Source organism: Neisseria macacae ATCC 33926 (assembly GCF_022749495.1).
Lineage (GTDB): Bacteria > Pseudomonadota > Gammaproteobacteria > Burkholderiales > Neisseriaceae > Neisseria > Neisseria macacae.
In genome coordinates, this window is record NZ_CP094241.1 from 1480428 (window position 1) to 1505714 (window position 25287).

A 25287-nucleotide genomic window follows, 5' to 3' on the forward strand; every position below is an offset into this window, starting at 1 on the left:
CCTCCATCAAATCGAATATTCAATCAACTCGTTCTGCGAGAACACATAAACCTGTTTCGGTACCAATGCCAATTCCCGCCCGGCGGACAAATCCAGCCGCGAGGCGTCGCTGCCTGCGAGCGTGATGTGTACGTCCTGTTTGCCGTGTTTCACCAAAACGTGCGTCAGTGCGCCGACGGCGTGGATTTTTTCGATTTCGGCGCGGATCATCGGGGTTTCGTGTTCGGCGGCAAGCTGCCATTCGTGCGGGCGGATGTAGCCGGTGGCGGTTTGTTCCTGCCATTTGTATTGCGCGTCCAATTTCCACGCGAAGCCGTTGTAGTGCCAGATGCCTTTTTCGATTCTGCCTTCAAATGCGTCGGTTTCGCCGAGGAACTCGGTAACGAAGGCGTTTTCGGGTTTGCGGTAAATGGCTTCGGCGCTGCCGGTTTGTTCGATTTTGCCGTGGTTCATGACGACGATTTCGTCGGAAACTTCAAGGGCTTCTTCTTGGTCGTGCGTCACCAGAATGCTGGTTACGCCTAGGTTGTGATGGATGTCGCGCAGCCAAGTGCGCAATTCTTTGCGGACTTTGGCATCCAGCGCGCCGAAGGGTTCGTCCAGGAGCAGGAGTTTGGGTTCAACCGCGAGGGCGCGGGCGAGGGCGATGCGTTGGCGTTGCCCGCCGGAGAGCTGGTGCGGATAGGATTTGGCGAGGTGGGAGAGTTGTACGAGTTTGAGCAATTCTTCGACTTTGGCGCGGATTTGTTCTTTGGACGGGCGTTCGGACTTGGGCAATACGGTCAAACCGAAGGCGACGTTGTCAAACACGTTCATGTGGCGGAAGAGGGCGTAGTGTTGGAACACGAAACCGACTTTGCGCTCGCGCACATGCTTGGCGGTTACGTCTTGCCCGTCAAAGAGGATGTTGCCGCCGTCGGCGTTTTCCAGTCCGGCGATGATGCGCAGGAGCGTGGTTTTGCCGCAGCCGGAAGGGCCGAGTAGGGAAACGAGTTTGCCGGTGGGGACGTTGAGGTTGATGTTTTTCAGCGCGTGGAAATTGCCGAAGTGTTTGTTTAGGTTTTGGATGGTGATGCTCATGCTGCGTTCCTTTCGGCGGCGGCGAGTTTTTTATCTTGTAATTTTGTGATGATGTTCTGCACCGCCAGCGTCGCCAGTGCTAAAAGTGCCAATACGCCGGAGAGGGCGAATGCGCCGGTGAAGTTGTATTCGTTGTAGAAGATTTCGACCAAAAGCGGGATGGTGTTGGTTTCGCCGCGTATGTGTCCCGATACCACGCTGACCGCGCCGAACTCGCCCATCGCGCGGGCGTTGGTAAGGATAATGCCGTAGAGCAGCGCCCATTTGATGTTGGGCAGGGTAACGCGCCAAAACATCTGCCAGCCGCTTGCACCGAGTATCAGCGCGGCCTGTTCTTCGCTGTCGCCCTGCGCCTGCATCAGCGGGATGATTTCGCGCGCGACAAAGGGAAAGGTAACGAACAGCGTCGCCAGAATAATGCCGGGGATGGCGAAGATAATCTGTATGCCTTGCGCTTCCAGCCAGCCGCCCAATGCCGTGTGCGCGCCGAACAATAAGACGAACATCAAACCGGCCACCACGGGTGATACGGAAAACGGCAAATCGAGCAGGGTGGTCAGCAACTGCTTGCCGCGGAAGTCGAAACGGGTCAGCAGCCACGCCATCGCCACGCCCAAGACGGCATTGACGGGAACGACCACCGCGGCAGTAATCAGGGTGAGCTTGATCGCCGCCCACGCTTCGGGGTCGGTAAGGGATTGCAGGTACAAATCCCAACCGCCTTTCAGCGCCTCGTAAAACACGGCGACAAGCGGTACGACCAGCATCAGCAGCAGGAACCCCAGCGCGACGGCGGTCAGCAGCACGCGCAGCCAGCGCGGTTCGGTCAGGTTGGGATTGGCGGAATAGGGTTTCATGGCGGTGGTGTTCTCTGGTTGGTTTTAAGATGTTTGGAGGTCGTCTGAAAAAACCGTTTTCGTGGGGCGGATTCGTTTTCAGACGACCTTTTATTGATTAAGGGAATAAAAACGTCTAGCTACCGTCATTCCCGCGCAGGCGGGAATCCACCACAGGGCAACAGGAAAACAGAAAATAAATAAGGCAGCCGAAATTCACCAATGGATTCCCGCCTGCGCGGGAATGACGGCAACAGCGTAGTTCAGGTTTTCAGACGACCCCTCAACCCTTCGCTCCCGAACGCCTGCTCAACGCCCACTGCATCACATTTAACGCAAACAGAATCACAAACGAAACCAGCAGCATAAACAACGCCACCGCCGATGCGCCCTGTACGTCGAACTGTTCTAGCTTACCCGTAATAATCAGCGGCAGGATTTCGGAAACCATCGGAATGTTGCCCGCGATAAAAATCACCGAGCCGTATTCCCCCGTTGCCCGCGCGAACATCATGCCCGCGCCGGTTAAGAGCGCCGGCGTGATTTCCGGCAGCAGCACGCGGCGGAACGTCGTGAAGCGGTTTGCCCCCAAAGTCGCCGCCGCTTCCTCATATTCGCCCGACAATTCCTCCAATACCGGCTGCACGGCGCGGACGATAAAAGGCAGGCTGACGACGACCAGCGCAATCCAAATGCCGACGGGCGTAAACGCGATTTTGATGCCCAAAGGCTCGAAAAATCGGCCGATCCAACCGTTGGGTGCATATAGGGTCGCCAACGCGATGCCCGTAACCGCCGTCGGCAGCGCAAACGGCAAATCGACCAGCGCGTTCACCAGCCCCTTGAGCGGAAATTCATAACGCACCAACACCCAAGCCACCAGCGTGCCGAACACGACATTGGTCAGCATCGCATAAAACGACATCCGTAAACTCAGCCACACCGCCGCCAACACGTTCGGCTCGGCAATCGTGTTCCAAAAGCCGCCCCAGCCGATTTCCGCCGCCTTCGCCGCCATCATCGCAAACGGCAAAACCACCAGAAGCGACAGGCACAATACGGTCAGGCCGAGGCTGATTTTGAAGCCGGGCAGTACGCTGGGCGTTTTGAGTAATAACATGGTCGCTCGGAAGGGAAAAAGAAGATGCTGCCACTTTAACGGGGTCGTCTGAAAAACGGAAAGAATGGTTTGTTTGTTGCAAAGATGATTTTGTTATATATGTCGGATTGCCGTTTGGGGCTTTCAGACGACCTGTTATAATCTGCGCCTCTTTTTGGTTCGTCTGCATTCCCCATGAAACTCAACCCCCAACAACAAGCCGCCGTCAAATACCTCGGCGGGCCTCTGCTCGTGCTCGCCGGCGCCGGCAGCGGCAAAACCGGCGTGATTACGCAAAAAATCAAACATTTGATTGTCAACGTCGGCTATCTGCCGCATACCGTCGCCGCGATTACCTTCACCAACAAAGCCGCCACGGAAATGCAGGAGCGCGTCGCCAAAATGCTGCCCAAGTCGCAAACGCGCGGGCTGACGATTTGCACGTTCCACTCTTTGGGCATGAAGATTCTGCGCGAAGAGGCGAACCATATCGGTTACAAAAAAAACTTCTCCATCCTCGATTCCACCGACAGCGCGAAAATCATCGGCGAACTTTTGGGCGGCACGGGAAAAGAAGCCTTATTCAAGGCGCAGCATCAGATTTCCCTGTGGAAAAACGACTTGAAAACGCCCGAAGACGTACTTCAGACGACCTCCAACGCTTGGGAAGAACAAATCGCGCGCGTGTATGCGAGCTATCAGGAAACCTTGCAAAGCTATCAGGCGGTGGACTTCGACGACTTGATCCGCCTGCCCGCCGTGCTGTTGCAGCAAAACAGCGAGGTACGAAACAAATGGCAGCGGCGGCTGCGTTATCTGTTGGTTGACGAATGTCAGGACACCAATACCTGCCAATTCACCCTGATGAAACTCTTGACCGGCGCGGAAGGCATGTTTACCGCCGTCGGCGACGACGACCAGTCCATCTACGCATGGCGCGGCGCGAACATGGAAAACCTGCGAAAAATGCAGGAAGACTATCCGCAGATGAAAATCATCAAGCTGGAGCAAAACTACCGCTCCACCGCGCGGATTCTCAAAATCGCCAACAAAGTGATCGAAAACAACCCCAAGCTGTTCACCAAAAAACTTTGGTCGCAGTTCGGCGAAGGCGAAATCGTCAAAGTCGTTGCCTGCCAAAACGAGCAACACGAAGCCGACTGGGTTGTCAGCCAAATCGTCAAGCAGAAGCTGGTCGGCGGCGACAAAACCCAATACGCCGATTTCGCCGTGTTATACCGCGGCAACCATCAGGCGCGGATTTTTGAAGAAGCCTTGCGCAGCGCGCGCGTTCCCTACCAACTCTCCGGCGGACAAAGCTTTTTCGACAAGGCCGAAATCAAAGACGTTTTGTCCTATTTGCGCCTGCTTGCCAATCCCAACGACGATCCCGCCTTCCTGCGCGCCGTAACCACACCCAAACGCGGCATCGGCGACGTTACACTGGGCAAGCTCAACACCTACGCGCACGAACACGAATGCAGCCTGTATGAAGCCGCACAAACCGAAGAAGCCCTTGCCTTGCTGAACAATACCAACCGCCAACACCTGCAAGCCTTTATGGATATGTTCGGCAGCTACCGCGCCAAAGCGGAAACCAGTGAAGCTGGGGAACTCATCAACGGCCTGCTCAAAGAAATCGACTACGAAAACCACCTGCTTGCCAACGAAGAGGGCAAAGCCGGCGAAATCAAATGGCGCAACGTCAGCGACCTGACCGGCTGGCTAGAGCGCAAAGGCGAGCAAGACGGCAAAAACATCATCGAACTTGCCCAAACCGTCGCCTTAATGACACTCTTGGAAGGCAAAAGCGAAGAAGAAGTCGATGCCGTCAAACTCTCGACCCTACACGCCTCCAAAGGCTTGGAATACCCCTACGTCTTCCTTGTCGGCTGCGAAGAGGGCATCCTGCCGCACAACGACAGCATCGAAGAAGACAACGTTGAAGAAGAACGCCGCCTGATGTACGTCGGCATCACCCGCGCCAAACGCCAGCTTACGCTGACCCACTGCGTCAAACGCAAAAAACAAGGCACATGGCAGTTCCCCGAACCCAGCCGCTTCATAGACGAAATGCCGCAGGAAGACATCAAGATTTTAGGGCGCAAAGGCGGCGAGCCGATTGTGAGCAAGGAAGAGGGCAGAAGCCATCTGGCGGGGATGCTGGATATGTTGGCGGCGAAAGGGAAAGGCTGAAACGAGAGATAGGCCAGCAAAAGGTCGTCTGAAATAGGTTGCACATGGTACTCTTCTTTATAGTGGATTAAATTTAAATCAGGACAAGGCGACGAAGCCGCAGACAGTACAGATAGTACGGCAAGGCGAGGCAACGCCGTACCGGTTTAAATTTAATCCACTATAATTTGAAGTGTTCCGGATTCCTCCTGTCAGCCTGAAAGAACAACAAATCTGTATCAGCCTCAATAATTCAAAAGCAGCGTTGTCGAATGTAAAATACATGGCTATAATCCGCATTACAAGTTTTCCGACGGATAGCGAAAAGTCTGTCTTTCGGCTGCTCTTTTCAGTTAAGATTTTATTAAATAATGTCTTTGTTGGTTAAGGAAAAATACTAACCTTTCTTAACTGTATAGAAGATTGAAAATAATGATTTTTTTTGACTGCGTGCAGTCGGAAGACTTGCCCCACTAATCGGGGATTAAGACGATTCTTTCGCTTCCTCATGAGCTGCATCTTCAGTCGGAAGACTTGCCCCACGAATCGGGGATTAAGACAGGATCCACACACGGGCATCAGGGACAGTATTGAGGTCGGAAGACTTGCCCCACTAATCGGGGATTAAGACTATTTCTGATTTCAATATCCCACGCATCATCTAAGTCGGAAGACTTACCCCACTAGTCGGGGATAAAACTCAAACGGCCTTGATGATTCATCCCATCAAGGCCGTTTTTGCGTCATGCGTATTTTCAAGGTCTTAAAGAGGTCGTCTGAAAATGGCTTTAAGGGCATCTCAGGATATCGGTTTTCAGACGACCTTTTTCAACGATTTGAGGGTCGTCTGAAACGCCCGTCCTAGCAATAAGTAGCATATTCAAACTATTTCGTTTCGGGTATAGTATCGCCTGAACAGACTTTCAGGCAGGCTGACTGGTGCGGAAGCGACGTTTTATATGTTATCCCTAAAGATTCCCGCGCCGCCAATCGTCAGCCCGCCCTAAACCGTATGATGCGACATTGCTTTGGAGAAGCGCTGAAATGTTCAAACGTCCTGAAGAAATCATCGTCCTTGTCCTTGCCGTCATTTGGGTGGTGCTGACTTATTTCATCGCCGCCTTTCTCGGCGCCGATACTTACACCATCTTCCTGATTACCGGCCTGACGCTGGTATGGGCAGGCGTATGCTTCCGCCTGTGGCAGATTAATTTGAGCCGTAATATCTGGCCGCTGTTTTTAGGCAGCTTGGTAATGTGTTGGTGGCCATATTTGGATTGGTTCGCCATCAAAGACATCGTGGTTCCCGCTTCCGGAGGGGAGGCGATTATCCTGAACAGACCATGGTATGCAAGCTGGACCTTCAAATTCATCCTGTCGCTGATTCCGGTCGTACTCGGCTACGCATACAAATGGAAACAGGCTAAAAAACGCCATACCGCTACGCCAAATGCCTGATATCCCCAGCCTAAAACGCCGTTGATAGCAAACGGCGTTTTGCTTTTTCAGACGACCCGCATACTGTCAACACCATCGATAAACTGCTATACTTTTCGGATAATTCAACCGGTTTTTACTCGGATAAGGTCGTCTGAAAAGTACCCGACAAACGGAATAGAAATGATCAGCAAACAAGAATACCAAGCCCAAGCCGCCCAAGGCTACAACCGCATCCCGCTCGTTCAAGAACTCCTTGCCGACCTGGATACGCCGCTTTCCCTCTATCTCAAACTCGCCAACCGCCCCTATACCTACCTGCTCGAATCCGTTGTCGGCGGCGAACGTTTCGGCCGCTATTCCTTTATCGGCCTGCCTTGCCGCCACTATCTCAAAGTCAGCGGCAAACACGTCGATGTTTACCAAAACGGCGAAATCGTCGAACAACACGACGGCAATCCGCTGCCCTTTATCGAAGCCTTCCACAACCGCTTCAAAACGCCCGAAATCCCAAGCCTGCCGCGCTTTACCGGCGGACTGGTCGGCTACTTCGGTTACGAAACCATCTACAATTTCGAACACTTCGCCCACCGCCTGAAAAACACCGCCAAAGCCGACCCGCTCGGTACGCCCGACATCTTGCTGATGCTGTCGCAAGAATTGGCGGTTATCGACAATTTGAGCGGCAAAATCCACCTCATCGTTTACGCCGATCCGGCGCAGCCCGACGGCTACGAACGCGCCCGCGAACGCCTCGAAGACATCCGCACCCAGTTGCGCCAAAGCTGCGCCATCCCGCTCTCGCTCGGCAGCAAACACACCGAAGCCGTCAGCGAGTTCGGCGAAGAACCGTTCAAAGCCTGCGTCAACAAAATCAAAGACTACATCTTCGCAGGCGACTGTATGCAGGTCGTCCCCAGCCAGCGCATGAGCATGGAATTCACCGACAGCCCGCTCGCCCTCTACCGCGCCTTGCGCACGCTCAACCCTTCGCCTTATCTCTTCTACTACGATTTCGGCGATTTCCACATCGTCGGTTCCTCGCCCGAAATCCTTGTCCGCCGCGAACGCAACGACGTCATCGTCCGCCCCATCGCCGGCACGCGCCTGCGCGGCAAAACCCCCGCCGAAGACCTTGCCAATGAACAGGACTTATTAAGCGACGCCAAAGAAATCGCCGAACACGTCATGCTTATCGATTTAGGACGCAACGACGTCGGCCGCATCAGCAAAACAGGCGAAGTCAAAGTAACCGACAAAATGGTGATTGAAAAATACTCCCACGTGATGCACATCGTTTCCAACGTCGAAGGTCGTCTGAAAGAGGGCATTACCAACATGGACATCCTCGCCGCCACTTTCCCCGCCGGCACACTCTCCGGCGCACCCAAAGTCCGCGCCATGGAAATCATCGAAGAAGTCGAACCAAGCAAACGCGGCATCTACGGCGGCGCCGTCGGCGTATGGGGCTTCAACAATGACATGGATTTGGCAATCGCCATCCGTACCGCCGTAGTGAAAAACAACATGCTATACGTCCAAAGCGGCGCAGGTATCGTCGCCGACTCCGACCCGACCTCCGAATGGCAGGAAACGCAGAACAAAGCCCGAGCAGTGGTACGCGCTGCGCAGATGGTGCAGGAAGGGTTGGATAAATAAATTTCAGACGACCTTTGTAGAGAGGGTCGTCTGAAAATACTTAAAAGAAAGAAAAACACCAATGCTATTAAATGAAAAACAACAAAAATCCGTCAGCAAATTCCTTAGCCTGATCTTGCGTCACAGACCCGAACAGATCGGAATTACTTTGGACAAAAACGGCTGGGTGGATATTGATATCCTGCTGGCACAAGCAAATCACCCCAAGCACAACTTTACCGGCGTTGCATTGACGTACGATAATTTAATGGAAGTCGTTGAAAACAATGATAAAAAACGGTTTACCATATCAGAAGACGGTAAGCGTATTCGTGCCGCGCAAGGGCATTCCACAAAACAGGTTGAAATCCAATATTGCGCAACGACACCGCCTGATATCCTATATCACGGTACAGCGGAAAAATCGGTGCAGTCGATATTTGGTCAGGGATTGCATGCAGGTTCACGCCATTTCGTCCATCTTTCGGCAGATATTGAAACTGCAATCAAAGTCGGTTCCCGACATGGCAAACCCGTCGTATTGACCATCGACACCGCCGCCATGCTCGCTGACGGTCATCAGTTTTACCTCGCAGATAACGGCGTTTGGCTGACTGAAAACGTTCCGGCGAAGTTTATTGCCAAGTTGTGAATTTAGTTTGAGTTTTTTTATAAATCCAAATAATTGAGGAGTAAATAGATATGAGGAAATCTTCGATTCTAATTTTGACGGCTTTGACTGTACTGGTTGCTGGTTGTGACAAAATGAAGTCCGATACAAATTCTGATACAAATATCGATCAAAGTGATGTTTGTGTGGTGAGCAAAATCAATAAAGATGAAATTCAAAAATGTACGCCGGGCAAACTTATATTCCTTTCACCACAAACATGGGGTAGTGAAAAAGTTCCTATCGAATTGTCAGCATTTTTCTGCGATACCAATCATCAAGTCATCTACAACAATAGCGGGGTACTGTGTGTCTATACAGACAAACGCATGCATAAAATTAAATAGTTCACACTTGGAAAAATCCGCCTGTAAAAATAAGGGGCGGATTTTGTTTGTGAGTAACTTATTATCTGCCACATTAGTTCGCATAATGTATATTATGTTAAATTATATCGATTGATTCAAGTTTCTCAATATTATTTAGTTCTATCCATCTCTCTTCGTACCCATCACAGAGCTTTCTAAAATCAGTTAAAATACACGACTTGATTTTATTTTTCCCTATTTCCTTATGAACATCTTATCCGTAGAAAACGCTTCCTTTGCCGTCGGTCATGTTGCCCTGCTCGACAAAACTTCCTTCCAACTCGACAGCGGCGAGAAAATCGGCTTAATCGGCCGCAACGGCGCGGGTAAGTCTTCGTTTCTGAAAATCCTCGCCGGCGTGCAGAAACTCGACGACGGGCAGATTATCGTTCAAAACAACCTCAAAATCGTTTATGTGCCGCAGGAATCGTTTTTTGATAAGGAAGCCACCGTATTCGACACCGTCGCCGAAGGCTTGGGCGAAATCCGCGACCTACTGCGCCGTTACTACCGCGTCAGCCATGATTTGGAACACAATTCAGACGACGTTTTATTGAAAGAACTCAACGAATTGCAGCTTGAAATCGAAGCGAAGGACGGTTGGAAGCTGGATGCGGCGGTGAAGCAGACTTTGGGCGAACTCGGCTTGCCGGAAAATGAAAAAATCGGCAACCTCTCCGGCGGGCAGAAAAAGCGCGTCGCCTTGGCGCAGGCTTGGGTGCAGAAGCCCGACGTATTGCTGCTGGACGAACCGACCAACCATTTGGACATCGACGCGATTATCTGGCTGGAAAACCTGCTCAAAGCGTTTGAAGGCAGCCTGGTCGTGATTACCCACGACCGCCGTTTTCTGGACAACATTGCTACGCGCATTGTCGAACTCGACCGCGGCATTCTGCGCTCCTATCCCGGCTCGTTCTCCAAATACAGCGAGAAAAAAGCGCAAGAGTTGGCAGTCGAGGCGGAACATAACCGCTTATTTGACAAATTTCATGCTCAAGAAGAAGCATGGATACGCAAAGGCATCGAAGCGCGCCGCACCCGCAACGAAGGACGCGTGCGCCGTTTGGAAGAACTGCGCCGCCAGCGTGCCGAACGCCGCAACGTACAAGGACAGGTCAACTTCAAACTCGACAGCGGCGAGAAAAGCGGCAAAATCATCGCCGAGCTGGAACACGCCTCGTTTGCCTATGGCGACAAAGTCATCATGGACAAATTTTCCGCCATCTTGCAGCGCGGCGATAAAATCGGCTTAATCGGCCCCAACGGTATCGGCAAAACCACCTTCCTCAAGCTGATTCTGGGCGAATTGCAGCCGACCTTCGGCAGAATCCGCATCGGCAGCAAGCAGGAAGTCGCCTATTTCGACCAGTTCCGCAGCGCGTTGAACGAAAACGACACCGTGTTTTACACACTTGGTCAAGGTAATGATTACGTCGAAGTCGGCGGCAAGAAAAAACACGTTATGAGCTATCTGGAAGATTTCCTGTTCCACCCTGCCCGCGCGCAAAGCCCCGTCTCATCGCTCTCCGGTGGCGAACGCAACCGCCTCCTGCTGGCAAAACTCTTCACCCGCCCCGCCAATATCCTGGTCTTGGACGAACCGACCAACGACCTAGACATCGACACCCAAGAGCTGCTCGAAGACCTGCTGCGCGATTACCAAGGCACGGTATTCCTCGTCTCGCACGACCGTATGTTCCTCGACAATGTAATTACCCAAAGCATTGTTTTCGAGGGACAAGGTCGTCTGAAAGAATACATCGGCGGCTATCAGGACTACATTGACGCAAAATCACGCGAAGAGAAAATTCAGACGACCTCGCCCCCCAAAACAACCGCAGAACCGGAAAAAGCCAAACCCAAAGCCAACCGCACGGTCAAACTTTCCTACAAAGAACAGCGCGAACTCGACGCCCTACCCGACGAAATCGCCGCCTTGGAAACCGAACAGGCGGCAATCAACGTGCAGCTTTCCGATCCTGAAATCTTCAAAGATTATGAGAAAGCCGGGGCATTGCAAAACCGCGCCGAAGAAATCGAAACGCTGCTTTTGGAAAAATTGGAACGCTGGGAGCTTTTGGAGGCAAAGCAGAACGGTGAAGCAGTTTGATTTGTCGATAGTAGATTCCTGTTTGCTTTAAACATCAGCAATGAGATAACAAAAAGCCTTGAAATTGTTATATTTCAAGGCTTTTATACGTTATAAAATAAAACTGAAAATTAGACTTGGTGGAGGCGGGGGGGAATCGAACCCACCTAGCCCGTAACCAGTAGTATGTGTATAGACAAACGCCCTTGACTTAGGGCGTTTTTTATCTGTTCATATACTACTGGCTGCGGTCATTTGTGCCACAATTTGTGCCACAATTTGTGCCAAACCCAACGAGGGTATTCCCATTAATACTCAAACCAACCAATACAAAAAAACAAACCGCTCGGTGCCAAGTCTCGGGACGCTCTTTCAGACGGCCTTCATGATTGCTTTGGCCGTATTCGGTCTGTTGGACCAGTTGTCCGGCGGCGTCGTAGCCGTAGGCGGTGATTTTGCCGTCCCAGCCGGTTTCTTGGATCAGGTTGTCGGTTCGGTCGTAATCGAGACGATAGGTTTCGCCGTTTTCGTTGGTGAGGACGGTCAGACGGCGGGCTTTGTCGTAGGCGTAGGCGAAGGTATGGCCCAGCGCGTTGGTGCGTTTGAGCGGCAGTCCGTCCACCGCGAGCTCGTAGGCGGTTTTGGCACCGAGTCCGTCGATGTGGGCGGTCAGACGGTTGAGGCGGTCGTATTCGAAGGTTTCGTGACTGCCGTCGGGATAGTCGGTACGGACGGGGTTGCCCGCTGCATCGTAGTGGTGGCGGGTGGTATGGCCCAGCGCATCGGTAACGGTTTCGAGATCGCCGTATTCGGTGTAACCGAAGCGGGTGGTTTCGCCGGTACAGTCGGTAAAGCAGACGAGTTGGTCGAGGGTGTCGTAGTGTAGGCGTCGGGTTTTGCCTAAGGCGTCGGTAACGGTTTCGGGCAGCCATCGGGCGTTGTAGCCGTAGCTGGTGGTGTAACCGGCGGGGTCGGTGATACTGACGAGGTTGCCGCGTCCGTCGTAATCGTAGGCGGTAATCCTGCCTGCGGGATCGTTGACGGCAACCGGCAGGTTGAGGGTTTCGTGGTAGTCGATTTGGGTGCTGCTGCCGTCCGGCGCGGTAATGGCGATGACGTTGCCTTCGGTATCGTAAAGATAGCGGGTTTCGCGTCCGAGGGGATCGCGTTCTACGGTAATGCGGCCGTAGCTGTCGCGTTCGCTGTCGCTGCGCTGTCCGTCGGCGTCGATGCGGTAGACGAGTTCGCGGTTTTCGTCGAAACCGTACACTTCCGTCCGCCCCAATGCGTCGGTAACGACGGTATGGTCTTTGCGGTAGTCGAACGTCCATTCTTCGCCGAGGTTGTTGCTGCTCTTGAGCACTTTGCCGTCGGTGTCGTAACGGTCGTATTCGTAGCGGGACACCAGTCCGTCGGGCTGGCTGTGTTCGACCATGATGTGGTTGCGGTAGGCGAAACCGCGCAGTTTTTTGCCGTCGCGTCCGTAAACGGCGGTCAAATCGCCGTAGCCGTCGTAGTCGTAGCGCACCAGTTCCTTGCCGTTGAAGGTGACGGAGGTGAGGCGGTTGACGTAGAAACGCTCGTCTTCGGAAACGAAGACGTCCCGTTCTCCGGCAGGGTCGAAGTCGGGATCGTTGTCGTTCAGTTGGATGGAGGAGAATACGGGTTGGAAGTGTCGGCCGCTGCCGTCGTAAATGCTGTGCGGCAGCCCGTTGTCATCGTAACAAAGGCGGATATGGCGGCCGTTGCGGTCGAGTTGGGCGACCAGTTGGAAAATGCCGCAGCCGGAATCGACTTCGGCGAACAGCAGCCGTGCGCCGCCGTCGGGGGAGGCTATTTGGTAGAGGTCGTCTGAAATCTGTGAAAAGAAGATTTGTTCGTAAGGATCGAAATAGGCGTCATCCAGACCGTAGGGATCTTCTTCGGCGGAAGCAGGTCTTGGGGCAGCCTCTTCTTCATATAAATCGTCTTCATCTTCGTCGGCCGCGGAATAAGGCTTGTCCGCTTCGTCGCTGATATCCGGCAACGAAATTTCCCTGCCCTGCTCATCAATATAAAGGAAACCGTCGGCAGTCCGGACAAGACGCATGGAGAACGGCAGCGACCAACCTTGTCCCAGCCAGCCGTTGCCTATTTGGTCGGAATAGTAGCTGCGCTGCCAAACAAGGGGAAGTGGGGAATCGAAGGCAAAGTCGGTCTCGGTATCGTCAAATAGGACTTTGATACCGAGCACTGCGTTTACGGGGTTACCAACATTTGTGGCAGCAGCTACCTTACAAGGAATACAGTGCCCATGACCCGAGGTAACCACCCCGCCGTCAAAGCCCATGCCCATGCCGCCGCTAAAACCGCTAACCATTTTACGGGAAGGCGGTTTGGGACCCGGCTGACCGGGTATCATGGACGCAAGGGAAACCAGTTCGGATATGGCATCAACTGCATCGGCTGCAGCAGAATCAGGCGCAACTATGGAAAGGGCAGTGGAAGCGACATCGGCAACCATCTCTATCACATCAACCGGTCCGGCTGCATTGGTCAGCGGCTCAGGTGGATTGGCAGAACCTTGAGACACCATGGCTGGTGCTTCAGGTTTGGGGATGAGAACACCGAAAGTGTTACCGAAAGAGGCCATGCGCTTACTCTCTCCGTCGAGATTCTTTTATTTTTGAAATGAAAAACTGAAATATTTGAGAAACTTGAGAAACTAAGTCAAAATAATTATGACTGTTTTAGAATGGCATTGCAACAAAATTATACAAATAAGAAACTGTAAACACAGTGTATCTTAAGACGTTAAGAATAAATAACGTTTTGTAAATACAATAATATCATAAAATGCTTACTTCACCTATTTTTTGATATGTAAAAAATATCAATGCATAAATCAAATTTATGGTAAAGTATTCGCAAAGTAGGCATATTTTGGATATGTCTGAGATAAGATTATAATCAATAACTTAAGTAACTTTATTTTTGTTAATTTTATTTTAAGTGGTTGTTATTTATGCGGCAAATAGAAACCTACTTTCAACTAGATTTAATTGATTTATTAATTCAGAAAAATGCTGACCCTTTACAAACTAATAAATTAGGTTTATCACCCATCAATTATTACTTAAAATTACACCCTCCCTTATGCCAAACACCTTTTTCAAAAAAGAAAGTAGAGAATGAAGAACTTTTTGTAGAATCAGAAGAAGGTATTTCACCAGGGAATATGAATATGAATATTAGAGATACTAAGTACAACACATAGACTTTCCCAAGCTCTAACGCCCCCGTAAGGTCGTCTGAAAAATTTTCAGACGACCCCATCCCCAACAGGAGCAAGCCGCCATGGCATTCAATAAAATCGCCCGTAAAGACAGCGACTTCTATGTAATCTGTACCCTCCCCGATTTCTGCTGGGCACCTCCTCCCGCTCCTCCTATCACACCACCCATCCCCTTCCCGCTCTTCGCCGACTTGGGCAATGCCAAAACCGTCGCCAAAGACGTCCGCCTCAACCGCAAGCCCGCCTTCGTCTTCAAGGCCAGTAAAACCAACCGCACTACCGGTGACGAACCCGCCCTTCCGGGCCGCAAGGGCATACTTTCCCGTACCGCCACCAAACCCGCCTGGCCGATGATGCATTCTTCTTCGGTTAAAATCCGCAAGCGCCACATCATACGCGCCGGCGATATGTTCCACATGAACAACAAGTTCAAGAAGAAACTGCCGCCCAAACCCTGTATTTCCTGCAAAGCCGCCGCCGCTGCCGGCCGCCCGGTCAATCCGATACACGGGCTGAAGTTTTTGGAGAGTGAAACCGACTTTGCTTTTGAAGGCATCCTGCCGCTGGTTTGGAGCCGCAGCTATTATTCCGACCAAGACGGTACCGGCTGGCTCGGCGAGGGCTGGAGCGTACCGGGCTGCCAACGCATCATCCGCGATGCGGCGGGATTGGCCTATATCGACGATCATGGCCGTTTGTTCCCGCTGCCGGAAGTCGATGAAGACGATGAGGAACCGGTATTGTTCGAGAGCGAACAGATTTGGTTCAGTAAAAATCCGGACGGGCATTATGTCATTGCGTCGCTGGACGGTTCGATAGCGCTGCGTTTTGCGCCTTTGGTGGTGGCGGAAGACGGTTCGGACGAAGATTCCACCTTCTTCCCGCTGGTGGCGGTGGAAGACGCCAACGGCAACCATCAGCGTTTCGTCTATCATCCGCTGACCGGTCTGCCGCAGTACGTCATCGACGGCAACGGCCGGGTGTTCTCGCTGAACTTCGGCAATGTGGCGGATGAACAGTCGCCCAAAATGCGGCTGCTGTCGGTATCGCTGCTGGAGGGTTTGCCCGCCTTCGGCGAAGCGGTCCGGGTCGGCAGTCCGCTGGTCCGCTACGAATACAACGGCAGCGGCGACTTGGTCCGCGTCATCGGCCGCGACGGCAACGTCAAACGCAGCTTCGGCTATAAAAACAATCTGATGGTGTCGCACACGGATGCGGCCGGATTGGTATCGGAATACGAATACGACCATTACACCCCGACCGGCAAGGTGTTGCGCAACTGGACCTCCTTGGGCGAGGAATGGCGTTTTACCTATCACGACGGTTATACCGAGGTAACCGACGTGTTGGGCCGTACCGAGCAATATCATTACGATTACAACAACGAGTTGACCAAGCGGGTGTTTGCCGACGGCAGCGCTGTGTTGATGGAGCGCGACGGTTTGGGCCGTCTGCTCAGCCACACCGATGCGATGGGGCGCGTTACCCGTTATCAGTACAGCAACGAGGGGCAGGTTGAAACCATCGTCCGCCCCGACGACGCCATCCTGCATTTCGACTATGACGACTGCTACCGTCTGATCCGTAAAAGCGATGCGGAAGGCCGTTATGACGGCTATACCTACGACGAAGCGGGCAATCTGCTGACCCATACCGACCCGCTGAAGCATACCACCCGTTTCGAATACGCCGGCAACGGTCTGTTGCTGTCGGTAACCGATCCGAACGGCAGCAGTACCGCCTATCACTATAATGAAAACCGCCAGCCCGACCTCATTACCGACTGCTCCGGTTACGAAACCAAACTGGCCTACACCCCCGAAGGACAGCTGGCGCGTATAACCGATGCGCTGGGACAGTACACCGAATACCATTACGACGCCGACCAAAACCTCACCCTCGCCCGCTATCCCGACGGCAGCAAAGAGACCTTCGGCTACGATGCCGCGGGTCGTCTGAAAACCCATACCGACGGCGAAGGCTATACCACTTCCTACGAATACGGCCAAGACGGTCTGCCGACCCGACGCACCAATGCCTTGGGCCATACCTTCGGCTACCACTACGACAAAGCCCGCCGCTTAGTCGGCCTCACCAATGAAAACGGTGCGCGCTACCGCTTTGCCTACGACGTCCTCGACCGCCTGATTGCCGAAAGCGGCTTCGACCATAAGCTCACCGGCTACCGCTACAACGCCGGCAACGAGCTGGTCGAGCAGCGCGAATTCGGCGACGACGCCTCCCTAGCCGCCAAACTGATGGCGCAGCTGGGCGGACAGCCCGTCCCCAAAAAAGACGCCGCCACGCTTTCAGACGACCTCGACAGCCAAACCCCGCTGCGGATTACCGAGTTCAAACGCGATATATTGGGACGCTTAATCCACGCCCTCGCCCGCGACAACGACAAGGTTCAGGAAACCGTTTACGGCTACGACTTGGACGGCAATCTCGTCCGCGCCGCCAACCGCCACAGCATCACCTGCTTCGACTACAACGAAAACGGCCAGCTTATCGCCCAGCACCAATGGAAGGTGCCGTCCAAAGAAGAGAACGCCCGAAACGGTTTGCCGACAGCCAAAGAGGTTACGGCGCGGAAGAGATCGCCAGTGTGTTGGACCAGCTGGCGTTTACCTACCATTTTTACGGGCACACGGGCGAGGCATACCAAAACAACTTCGCGGATAACGGCATCACCCGGTCGGTAAAAATTAAAGAATTGGAATTTGACGGACAGGGAAAATTGTCGGAAGGCTGTATGTTGATTTTGGAAGTGGAGCAGAAGAAAGGGGACAAGCTGTTTACGCTTTCGCCTGTACCGTTAAACGAGATCATTCATTTTATGCAGGACACTTGGCGGTATTGCTGATGCGGAAAGGAGGGATTGAAAACCCGTCCTTTTGTTTTGCCGGTTGTTTTTCAGGTAGCCTACACCATTCAAGGCTACCTGAAAATTCATTTCTAAAAATAAAAGCTCATTCATTCAATGCCGCCAATCTCGCCCGAATTTTTGCAGCTGCATCTTCCGTACTGTTACCAACGATAACGTTTTGCTTGTCGTCGAAATACTGCACGGCGGGGAGGTCGCGCAGGAAGCTGTCAATATCCTGTGCGGTCAGGAAACGGCCGTGCATATCCCAGCCGACATTGAGGGCGCGTCCTTTGACGGCAGCCATGCGGTCGTGCAGATGGCCGTAGAGGTGGTATAGGCCGTGGTGGATGCCGTCCCATTCGTATAAGGGATAGTGGCACAAAATCGCGGTATTGCCGATTTCGGGCAGTTTGAGCCGCAGGTAATGGCTGGCGGACGAGAGCAACGGATGACCGTCGGCTTTGCGTGTGTTGAGGAAATGTGCTTCGTTTTGCCGAATTAGGTAGTCGTGGTTACCGTAAATCAAATGGTGTTGACCGTTAAGCCGTTGCAGCACGGCTTCGATGTGTGCGGGATTTTTGGCAAAGCAGACATCGCCGAGGTTGTACACAGTGTCTTGCGGGGTAACGACGCGGTTCCAGCAGTCGATCAGGTATTCGTTCAGCTCGTTGGTGTTATCGCTTTGTAGGCGGAATTGCGGGCAGTATCGGGCGATGTTGGGATGGGAGAAGTGCCAGTCGGCGGTGAAATAGGTTTGGGACATGGGATACTCGGTTTCGGGTGATCTGACAATGAAAAATAAGGTGCAGGCTGCTTTAGAGGCCGTCTGAAACAGGGTTGGGGCGATAAAAAGCAGCCTGCACTTTTTTGCCCACCTATCTGCCGGTCAATACCAACCGTCGGCAGAAGGCTTCCCAGTCGGTAAGGTGCACAACGTGCGTGCCGTCTGCCAACGGGTATACATCGGAAGCGCAAGTGGTGCGCCAATAGGTGTAAAACGGAAGTTTGGCGATGTCGGCTTCCGATACGGCAGGGGCATTATCCTGTTCTGGCGTATGCACAATCGGCAAGCCGAAATAGCTGTATTGACCGTCTGCGACTTTGTCACCTATGAGGCCGGTTTGGCCGCGGTGTCTGCCGGTACGGACAAATCGGCGGCAGAACGCGTTCCAATCATGCAGAAAAACGGTGGCTTGCCCGTCTATCAGGCTTTGGGCGGAACCGATGCTGCTGTCCCGCCAAAACGGGTAGAACGGTAATGCAGCGATGTGATGTTCCATGATGACCGGAAAATCTCTCTGCCCTACCGGCCGCATCACCGGAACGCCGAAACAGGCGGTTTCAGGCAAGGCATGTGCAGGCTGCATGAAGGTGTTTTGCAGGATAACGGCCGCTTCTGCAGGGTCAATACCCAAACTGTCTATGGCAGGCTGCAAGGTTGCAGGCAGGTCGCAAAAGCAGCCTGCACCTTCCAGCAGGCAGTACACCGAGTTGTGCGTATGTGCCAGCGGTGCAGCCCATAGGGTAACGGGCGAGGTGCGGATTCGGCCGCCTGCGGCAAAGCGTCCCGAACCATCTTGGGCGACTGTGCCGTACACCACGGCATACTCGGATTTGCCGGGCGTGTGGTAGCGCGTGAAGGTCCAGTCGGTGAGCTTGCAGGAGATAAGGGCGCCGTCGTGGAAATGTTCGGATGGGATGGGGTTGGCGGGGGTGTTGGGCATGGTTCATTCCTTGAAGGGCGGTTTCAGGTAGCCTCAAACATAGGCCGCAGGCACGGCAACCAAATTCTCCGCCAACCAGATTTTTTGCGGGTACTGGTTGATGATCGTGCCGTGGGCGATGCCCAATTCGTTTGCCGGCAGCGTGTTGCGCAGCAGGTTGAAAGCGGCGGCCATTTTTTTATTGGGATTGGCGGTGGCTTTGATTTCAACGGGGTACAGCATCTGCTGGTGTTCGATCAGTAGGTCGATTTCTTTTTGATTGGTGTCGCGGTAAAAATAAATCGGCGGTTCTTGGCCTTGGTTGTGGAAGGATTTGATGATTTCGCCCACGACAAAAGTTTCAAAAAACTGCCCGCTCTTGGCTCCGTTTTGAATGGTTTCCGGCGTCAGCCATTTGGTCAGGTAGGCCATCAGGCCGGTGTTCAGCATATAGACTTTCGGGGTTTTGATGGCGCGTTTAAGGTGGTTGTTGCCATAGGGTTGCAGCAGATAGACGATGCCCGATGTTTGCAGCACGGTGAGCCAACGCTTGACGGTATCCACCGATACACCGATTTCCTGGGCCACGCTGCTGTAATTCAATAATTCCCCGCTGCGGGCGGCAATAGCAATCATGAACCGAGTGAAATCGCCGCTGCTGCCTACATTGACCAATTGGCGCACGTCGCGTTCGATATAGGTGGCGACATACGAGGCATAGTAAACCTGCCAGTCGGTTGCGGGTTGCTCGTATAAGCGCGGCATATCGCCGCGGTGGATAATCTGCCAGATATTTTCGTGTTCGGGCAAACTGAATACCGGTTTCCGGTCAGCCAAATAGCCTTCGTCCGGCACAAAGGCCGTCTGAAAATCATCGCCGCGCATTTCGCGCCACGACAATCCGTTTAATTTCAATACCGCAATGCGCCCGGCCAGGCTTTCGCTGACATTTTGCATCAACTCAAAAGCCTGAGAACCGGACAGCAGGTACAGGCCGTTCTGCTTGCGCCGGTCTATATCCATTTTCAGCAGGGGGAACAGCTCGGGGGCATATTGGACTTCGTCCACAATCAGCGGCGGCGTGTGGTTCAATAAAAACAGTTGCGGCTCGTTTTTGGCTTGGTCGAGCAGCAAGGGATCGTCTAAGGTAAGGTATCCGTATTCGGGCGCAATGTGCTGAAGCAGCGTAGATTTACCGACCTGCCGCGCACCGGTCAGCAATACGGCGGGAAATTGGGCGGACAGCTTTTGCAGGACGGATTGCAGGTGACGTGGGTAATACATAACAAAATCCAGTTTAACTTAAGACAGAATCTTAATTTAAACTGTATTTTTGCGCAATACATCTTATTTTGTATGGTAATGATGCCGTAGGCCACACCGCGAAACAGCCGCTATATACACTCCTTGTTATACTGGCGTACATAGTCCTCGGGCGTGATGCGCCGCTCATTCTGGCTGTTAGGCAGGTAATCAACAATAGAGACCGGGCTAGATAACACGGTAGATTCTCTGGCGGTACAAAAGGTGCGTGAAGAGTTAACAGCATTAAGCGATCAGCGAGCATAACAGGAAGTAGCTGAGGATGCTTACAGATACGCTAACCCGACTAAAAAAAGAACCGCTCTTTCCAGTTAGGCAAGCTGACCGACAAAGGCACATCCGAACCACTGCTGAAACCAGAACATGCTCTTTCGCAGCTGCAGAGGGTTTTTGACGGGGTTCAGATGGCACTAAGGGGGGGGAGCTCATGGAGCACAGTACGCAGGCCTCCCTACTTCAAGTACGCTCAACAGAACAGCAACGGATACTGTGTTCTACCCGTAGTGATATCAATGCGCTCATGAAGGAGGTGCAAGGCATCAAACATCCTTTCCATAACCTATCTACATTCAACCAGAGATATTCAGCCCCGCCCTTCTAAAACATCATCGGTATCCTAGAATCCCAACTACAATCCTGATAATTATTGGTGGAACCAATATTAACCAAATCGCCAGCCAATAAACAAGCCACCCTGATTGGGTGGCCTTTTTATTATTGGGTGGACAGATACATCTCGCGAATCTGCTCTTGGGTTGGTTTGGTTAACCCCATTGATCATTGGTACAGCGTAGGATGAATTTATTGCTTCGGCAGACATAACTAACGCTCCATCCGCCAGTTTGCATACATCTCCATATTGGCATACTCGACTATTTCCCTTTTTGTCATCAACCCACCTACCAACCCGAAGGCTGTCGAGCCGAACCCGATAACATAAAATCAGCTTCGCCCTCGTTCGGTTGACGACCGAACTCGGAGTATGCCGACGGGCGTCTTACCGAATTCCGTCTCGACAATCCGATGACCATCGTGTCAAACCCTATGGGAAAAGTCAGCCAAAATTTCCAAAATCACCGATGTATATATACTATATATGATATATATATTCTTATAATAGGTACTTATATAGTATATATAAATATAAGTATGCGCTTTAAACAAAAAAAGCAATCTCTAGGACATATCATAGCTCCACTTTTCCCAAATCTATAATTTCAAAAAATTCGGGAGGCAAAACAATAAAAGTTTTACCTCCCAAGAAAAATTTTTCCGAAATCTTCATATATCGCTCATATTTTTCAGAGTCTCATTCCTCCAATGATAAATAATTCTTTGCAGACCAGTCCTTCATCTTTTTATTTTTATGCAGACCGTAGTAGAACACTTCGTGAAAAAAAATAAATGTGGCCCAAACTTGAGTAAAAATTTTTCCAACACGAACCCTAGTACACCGGCCTGGCAAACCATGGCTGGAATTTTTCTGTACCGGCTACCAAGTTTTGTTTACCTTACTACTTTTTCTCTTCAAATGACAGCAATCGAACAAAGCTTTGGTACGTTGCACCGTAAATTCCGCTATGCCCGGGCAGCCTATTTTGGTCTGATTAAAGTGAGTGCGCAAAGCCATCTGAAGGTGATGTGTTTGAACCTGTTGAAAGCCGCCAACAGGCTAAGTGTGCCTGTTGCCGCCTAAAAGGCGGTCCGGATGCCTTATTATGAGGTATCCGGGGAGGATTAAGGGGGTATTTGGGTAAAATTAGGAGTGATTTGGGGCGAAAACAGCCGAAAACCTGTGTTTGGGTTTCAGCTGTCGGGGGAAGTGCTTTTTTGCAAAGGTCTCGGCCAAAGTCAGCACGCCGGCGGCAATCAGCCCAATGCCCAGCCATTCCTGGGAAGACGGCCATTCCTTCAACACCACTGCGAATAACGCCACCAGCACGATACTGAATTTATCCACAGGCGCGACCTTTGAGGCCTCGCCCATCTGCAAGGCCTTAAAATAAGCCAGCCAAGATGCGCCTGTGGCCAAACCCGACAATATCAGGAACGTCCAATTGCGCGCGGAAAAATCGGTCACGCCCTGCCATTTGCCCGCATAACTCAAAAATGCCGCCAAGGCAGCCAAAATAACCAATGTGCGGATAAAGGTGGCAAAATCCGAATCGATGTCCTGCAAGCCGGCTTTGGCAAAAACAGCCGTCAAAGCGGCAAAGAAAGCAGAAGCCAATGCCCAATAAAACCAAGTATTTTCCATTTTACCGCCTTCTAATTTCAAATATTTAAACAAAAATCAAGGATTCCTATGCAAGACAACGGCTTCTCTTATGCCCAGCAACGGCATGCGCTGTTTTGGCTGGTATTGTTCCATATGCTCATTATTGCCTCAAGCAATTATTTGGTGCAATTCCCCTTCACCGTAACCCTGCCCAACGGATTTGAAGTACATTCCACTTGGGGCGCGCTGACCTTTCCGTTTATCTTTTTGGCTACCGATTTGACCGTTCGGATTTTCGGGCAGCGGCTGGCGCGGAGGATAGTATTTTTCGTCATGTTTCCCGCTCTGGCGCTGTCTTACGCATTATCCGTCTTGTTCCAAAACGGCACATGGGTCGGTTTTGCCTCTTTGGCCGTATTCATACCGTCTGTGTTCCGTATCGCCGTCGCCAGTTTTTCGGCTTATGCGGTCGGACAGATATTGGATATTTTCGTGTTCAACCGGCTGCGCCGCCTGAAATCGTGGTGGATTGCCCCTTTTTCATCAATGTTTGCCGGCAATGCAATCGACACTTTACTTTTTTTCGGCATAGCCTTTGCCGGCAGCGGCGACAAATTTATGGCTGCCAATTGGCCGCATATCGCCTTTGTTGATTATCTGTTCAAACTGGCTGTTTGCACCCTGTTTTTCCTGCCCGCCTATGGGGTATTGTTGAAAATTCTAACCGGCAGACTAACCACATTGCAGGAGGAAGACATAAGGCAGACCGCCGCCCTTGCAGAAGAACATTTGTGAAGGGGCGGGTGTTTCTGACGGGATGGATAAAGGGGTTGGTCAGGCTTTGCCGATTTCGGCCTGCCAAACTTCCAACACACAATCCAGCAGCAACAATAGGGCGTGGTCGGTGCCATATTCGTCCAGATAAACGAAATGCAGCGGCAGGCTTTGTTCGAATTCGTCTATCAGGGCGACGGGTTTGCCTTGTGTGCGGGCGGCTTTGGCGGTATGTTTGGGCACCATGGCCAGTCCCGCACCATCGGCGACCAAGTCGATAATGGTTTGAGGATAATCGCAGATGATCTGCTTTTTGGGCGACAGCTTGTGGCGGTGCCAGAACTGCTGTAGGTTTTTGTGGCTGCCGGATATGCCGGACATCTCTATCCAAGTGTAGTCATTCAGGCTTTTGGGCAAACCGCGCCGCAACTTATCTTCTTCCCCATCCGGGCAAATCAAGGCGTAGGCGATGTTTTGCAGGAAACGGCATTGCAGGCTGCGTCCTTCTATGTTGCCGAGGAAAAAACCGCCGTGCAGCCGCTTTGCGGTCAGGCGTTCCAAAATTTCGCCGCTCATACCGTATTGGATGTGAAGTTGCACATCGGGACTGCGCTGTTGGATCAGGCGGGTCAGTTCGGTTACCTTGTGTGATGCTATGGGGTGGATCAGGCCGAGCTGCGCATGGGAGACGAAGTGTTCCGACAGCGTTTCGGCAAACTTTTCCAAACGGTGCTTGTGCTGCATCAGGGCTTCGGCTTCGGGCAGCAGCACTTCGCCTGCGCGGGTAAGCTGCATACCGTTGCTGGTGCGGATGAAAAGCGGCGTACCGACGTCGCTTTCTATGGCCTTGATTTGGGCGGAAACGGCCGGTTGCGACAAAAACAGCCTTTCGGCGGCCTGTGTCAGATTTTGCGTATGCGCCACAGTGATAAAGGCGCGCAATTGATTGATATCCATATATTCTTCTTTTTTCTACAGATAGAGGGCAGCGTTCTGTCTGTTTTGCCCATGTTTATCTGTGCATTTGTTTGAATTTTCTTATTTAAAATCAATTAACTACTCAGAAACCGAATTACTTCGGCCTTATTAGGTATCAACCTTTTTGATAATCCTTATCCAAATTTGCAATTACCGCGCCAAAAATATCGTTTTTAAAATTTTTTCTTTTATATTCATTAAATTGAATCAAGCCATAGGTAGTCCGGATAGGCTTAATCAGAATTTGCGATTGGCATCGGGTGCGGCTTGGACATTTAATATCTCGGCGGGCTGCCGCTTCGCAATTAAATAACCCCTACATAAGGAGCAAACCGATGGACAAATCATCTACGGAAGAGGCCAGATTAACGGCTGAAATCCTGAATAATCCGAAATTCCAAAAAATGGCGCTGCAGAAGTCGTTGCTGGGCTGGTCGTTTTCGGCAGTAATGTTTTCCGTTTACACGGCCTTCATCTGGATCATCGGCACGCGCCCCGACCTTTTGGGACGCAAAGTTTCCGAAGGAGGCGTTACCACTTGGGGCATCTACGCCGGCATCGCCGTTATTGTATTTTCCTTCCTTATTACACTGACGTATGTGTGGTTGGCCAACGGCTATTTCGAAAAAACCACGCGGGAGGTGGTACGTGAAGTTCAGGGGGATGCATCCTGTACTAACGTACAGGAACATGCATAAGGCACAGCTTCATGTACCTGTCCGATTGGAAAGGGATAACGCCTGTTGTTACAAA

At 51.9% G+C, this 25287-nt stretch carries 18 protein-coding genes and 2 pseudogenes; 11 read left to right on the plus strand and 9 right to left on the minus strand.

Translation table 11 applies throughout. From position 1 onward, the window contains the following. Window positions 1–6 precede the first annotated feature (6 nt). From MON40_RS07155 to cysT, 3 genes are all read right to left on the minus strand, one after another. The gene (locus MON40_RS07155) at window positions 7–1080 is read right to left on the minus strand and encodes a sulfate/molybdate ABC transporter ATP-binding protein (protein WP_003778776.1); all 1074 of its coding nucleotides are present in this window, start codon (window positions 1078–1080) and stop codon (window positions 7–9) included. Further along, window positions 1077–1937: a sulfate ABC transporter permease subunit CysW gene (cysW, locus tag MON40_RS07160; protein ID WP_003743550.1), complete on the minus strand. Its 861-nt coding sequence runs from the start codon at window positions 1935–1937 to the stop codon at window positions 1077–1079. Before cysW ends, MON40_RS07155 begins: the two co-directional genes overlap by 4 nt. A gap of 262 nt (window positions 1938–2199) precedes the next feature. Further along, window positions 2200–3036 carry a sulfate ABC transporter permease subunit CysT gene (gene cysT / locus MON40_RS07165; RefSeq protein WP_003759178.1) on the minus strand — a complete coding sequence of 279 codons (837 nt, stop codon included), beginning with the start codon at window positions 3034–3036 and terminating at the stop codon, window positions 2200–2202. 174 nt (window positions 3037–3210) lie between these two features. Here cysT and rep point away from each other — a divergent pair, with 174 nt between their 5' ends. The 6 genes from rep to MON40_RS07195 all read left to right on the plus strand — a co-directional run bounded on the left by rep (window position 3211) and on the right by MON40_RS07195 (window position 11416). Next, on the plus strand, window positions 3211–5211 hold the full coding sequence (rep, locus tag MON40_RS07170) for a DNA helicase Rep (protein WP_242925832.1): 2001 nt from the start codon (window positions 3211–3213) through the stop codon (window positions 5209–5211). Window positions 5212–6234: 1023 nt separating this feature from the next. Continuing rightward, entirely contained in the window at window positions 6235–6648 is a 414-nt protein-coding gene (locus tag MON40_RS07175) for a hypothetical protein (protein ID WP_003778783.1), read from the plus strand. 162 nt (window positions 6649–6810) lie between these two features. Further along, window positions 6811–8286: an anthranilate synthase component I gene (trpE, locus tag MON40_RS07180; RefSeq protein ID WP_003778785.1), complete on the plus strand. Its 1476-nt coding sequence runs from the start codon at window positions 6811–6813 to the stop codon at window positions 8284–8286. Between the two features lie 61 nt (window positions 8287–8347). Then, window positions 8348–8917, plus strand: a complete 570-nt coding sequence (locus MON40_RS07185; protein WP_003778787.1) for an RNA 2'-phosphotransferase — start codon at window positions 8348–8350, stop codon at window positions 8915–8917. A gap of 50 nt (window positions 8918–8967) precedes the next feature. After that, window positions 8968–9282: a hypothetical protein gene (locus MON40_RS07190; protein WP_003778796.1), complete on the plus strand. Its 315-nt coding sequence runs from the start codon at window positions 8968–8970 to the stop codon at window positions 9280–9282. A 226-nt stretch (window positions 9283–9508) separates the two neighbouring features. Beyond that, the gene (locus tag MON40_RS07195; RefSeq protein ID WP_242925833.1) at window positions 9509–11416 is read left to right on the plus strand and encodes an ATP-binding cassette domain-containing protein; all 1908 of its coding nucleotides are present in this window, start codon (window positions 9509–9511) and stop codon (window positions 11414–11416) included. A gap of 217 nt (window positions 11417–11633) precedes the next feature. Here the strand turns inward: MON40_RS07195 and MON40_RS07200 are convergent, their stop codons facing one another. Continuing rightward, window positions 11634–14027, minus strand: coding sequence for a DUF6531 domain-containing protein (locus tag MON40_RS07200; RefSeq protein ID WP_242925834.1), 2394 nt, complete (start codon window positions 14025–14027; stop codon window positions 11634–11636). Between the two features lie 372 nt (window positions 14028–14399). Between MON40_RS07200 and MON40_RS07205 the strand changes: the two genes are divergently transcribed. Both MON40_RS07205 and MON40_RS07210 read left to right on the plus strand, forming a co-directional pair. Then, entirely contained in the window at window positions 14400–14651 is a 252-nt protein-coding gene (locus MON40_RS07205) for a hypothetical protein (protein ID WP_147612010.1), read from the plus strand. An 80-nt stretch (window positions 14652–14731) separates the two neighbouring features. Further along, complete coding sequence (locus MON40_RS07210) at window positions 14732–17374, plus strand: PAAR-like domain-containing protein (RefSeq protein ID WP_242925835.1); 2643 nt, start codon at window positions 14732–14734, stop codon at window positions 17372–17374. A gap of 267 nt (window positions 17375–17641) precedes the next feature. On the opposite strand, the gene MON40_RS07215 is transcribed toward MON40_RS07210, so the two are convergent. From MON40_RS07215 to MON40_RS07225, 3 genes are all read right to left on the minus strand, one after another. After that, window positions 17642–18301 (minus strand): hypothetical protein, encoded by a 660-nt coding sequence (locus MON40_RS07215; RefSeq protein ID WP_003778809.1) that lies wholly within the window; start codon window positions 18299–18301, stop codon window positions 17642–17644. A 112-nt stretch (window positions 18302–18413) separates the two neighbouring features. Next, on the minus strand, window positions 18414–19262 hold the full coding sequence (locus tag MON40_RS07220; RefSeq protein ID WP_003778810.1) for a hypothetical protein: 849 nt from the start codon (window positions 19260–19262) through the stop codon (window positions 18414–18416). A gap of 33 nt (window positions 19263–19295) precedes the next feature. Further along, window positions 19296–20525 carry an ATP-binding protein gene (locus tag MON40_RS07225; protein ID WP_003778812.1) on the minus strand — a complete coding sequence of 410 codons (1230 nt, stop codon included), beginning with the start codon at window positions 20523–20525 and terminating at the stop codon, window positions 19296–19298. A gap of 1579 nt (window positions 20526–22104) precedes the next feature. On the opposite strand from MON40_RS07225, the pseudogene MON40_RS07230 reads away from it, so the two are divergent. Further along, a pseudogene (locus MON40_RS07230) lies at window positions 22105–22260 on the plus strand (IS5/IS1182 family transposase); the annotation flags it as partial. Between the two features lie 147 nt (window positions 22261–22407). Here MON40_RS07230 and MON40_RS07235 read toward each other — a convergent pair. Continuing rightward, window positions 22408–22821, minus strand: a pseudogene (locus MON40_RS07235) (EamA family transporter); the annotation flags it as partial. A gap of 48 nt (window positions 22822–22869) precedes the next feature. On the opposite strand from MON40_RS07235, the gene MON40_RS07240 reads away from it, so the two are divergent. Beyond that, complete coding sequence (locus MON40_RS07240) at window positions 22870–23577, plus strand: 7-cyano-7-deazaguanine/7-aminomethyl-7-deazaguanine transporter (RefSeq protein ID WP_003778819.1); 708 nt, start codon at window positions 22870–22872, stop codon at window positions 23575–23577. A 39-nt stretch (window positions 23578–23616) separates the two neighbouring features. Here the strand turns inward: MON40_RS07240 and MON40_RS07245 are convergent, their stop codons facing one another. Further along, entirely contained in the window at window positions 23617–24513 is an 897-nt protein-coding gene (locus tag MON40_RS07245) for a LysR family transcriptional regulator (RefSeq protein WP_003755169.1), read from the minus strand. A gap of 356 nt (window positions 24514–24869) precedes the next feature. Here MON40_RS07245 and MON40_RS07250 point away from each other — a divergent pair, with 356 nt between their 5' ends. Next, window positions 24870–25232 (plus strand): DUF485 domain-containing protein, encoded by a 363-nt coding sequence (locus tag MON40_RS07250; RefSeq protein ID WP_003778821.1) that lies wholly within the window; start codon window positions 24870–24872, stop codon window positions 25230–25232. The last annotated feature ends 55 nt before the right edge of the window (window positions 25233–25287 follow it).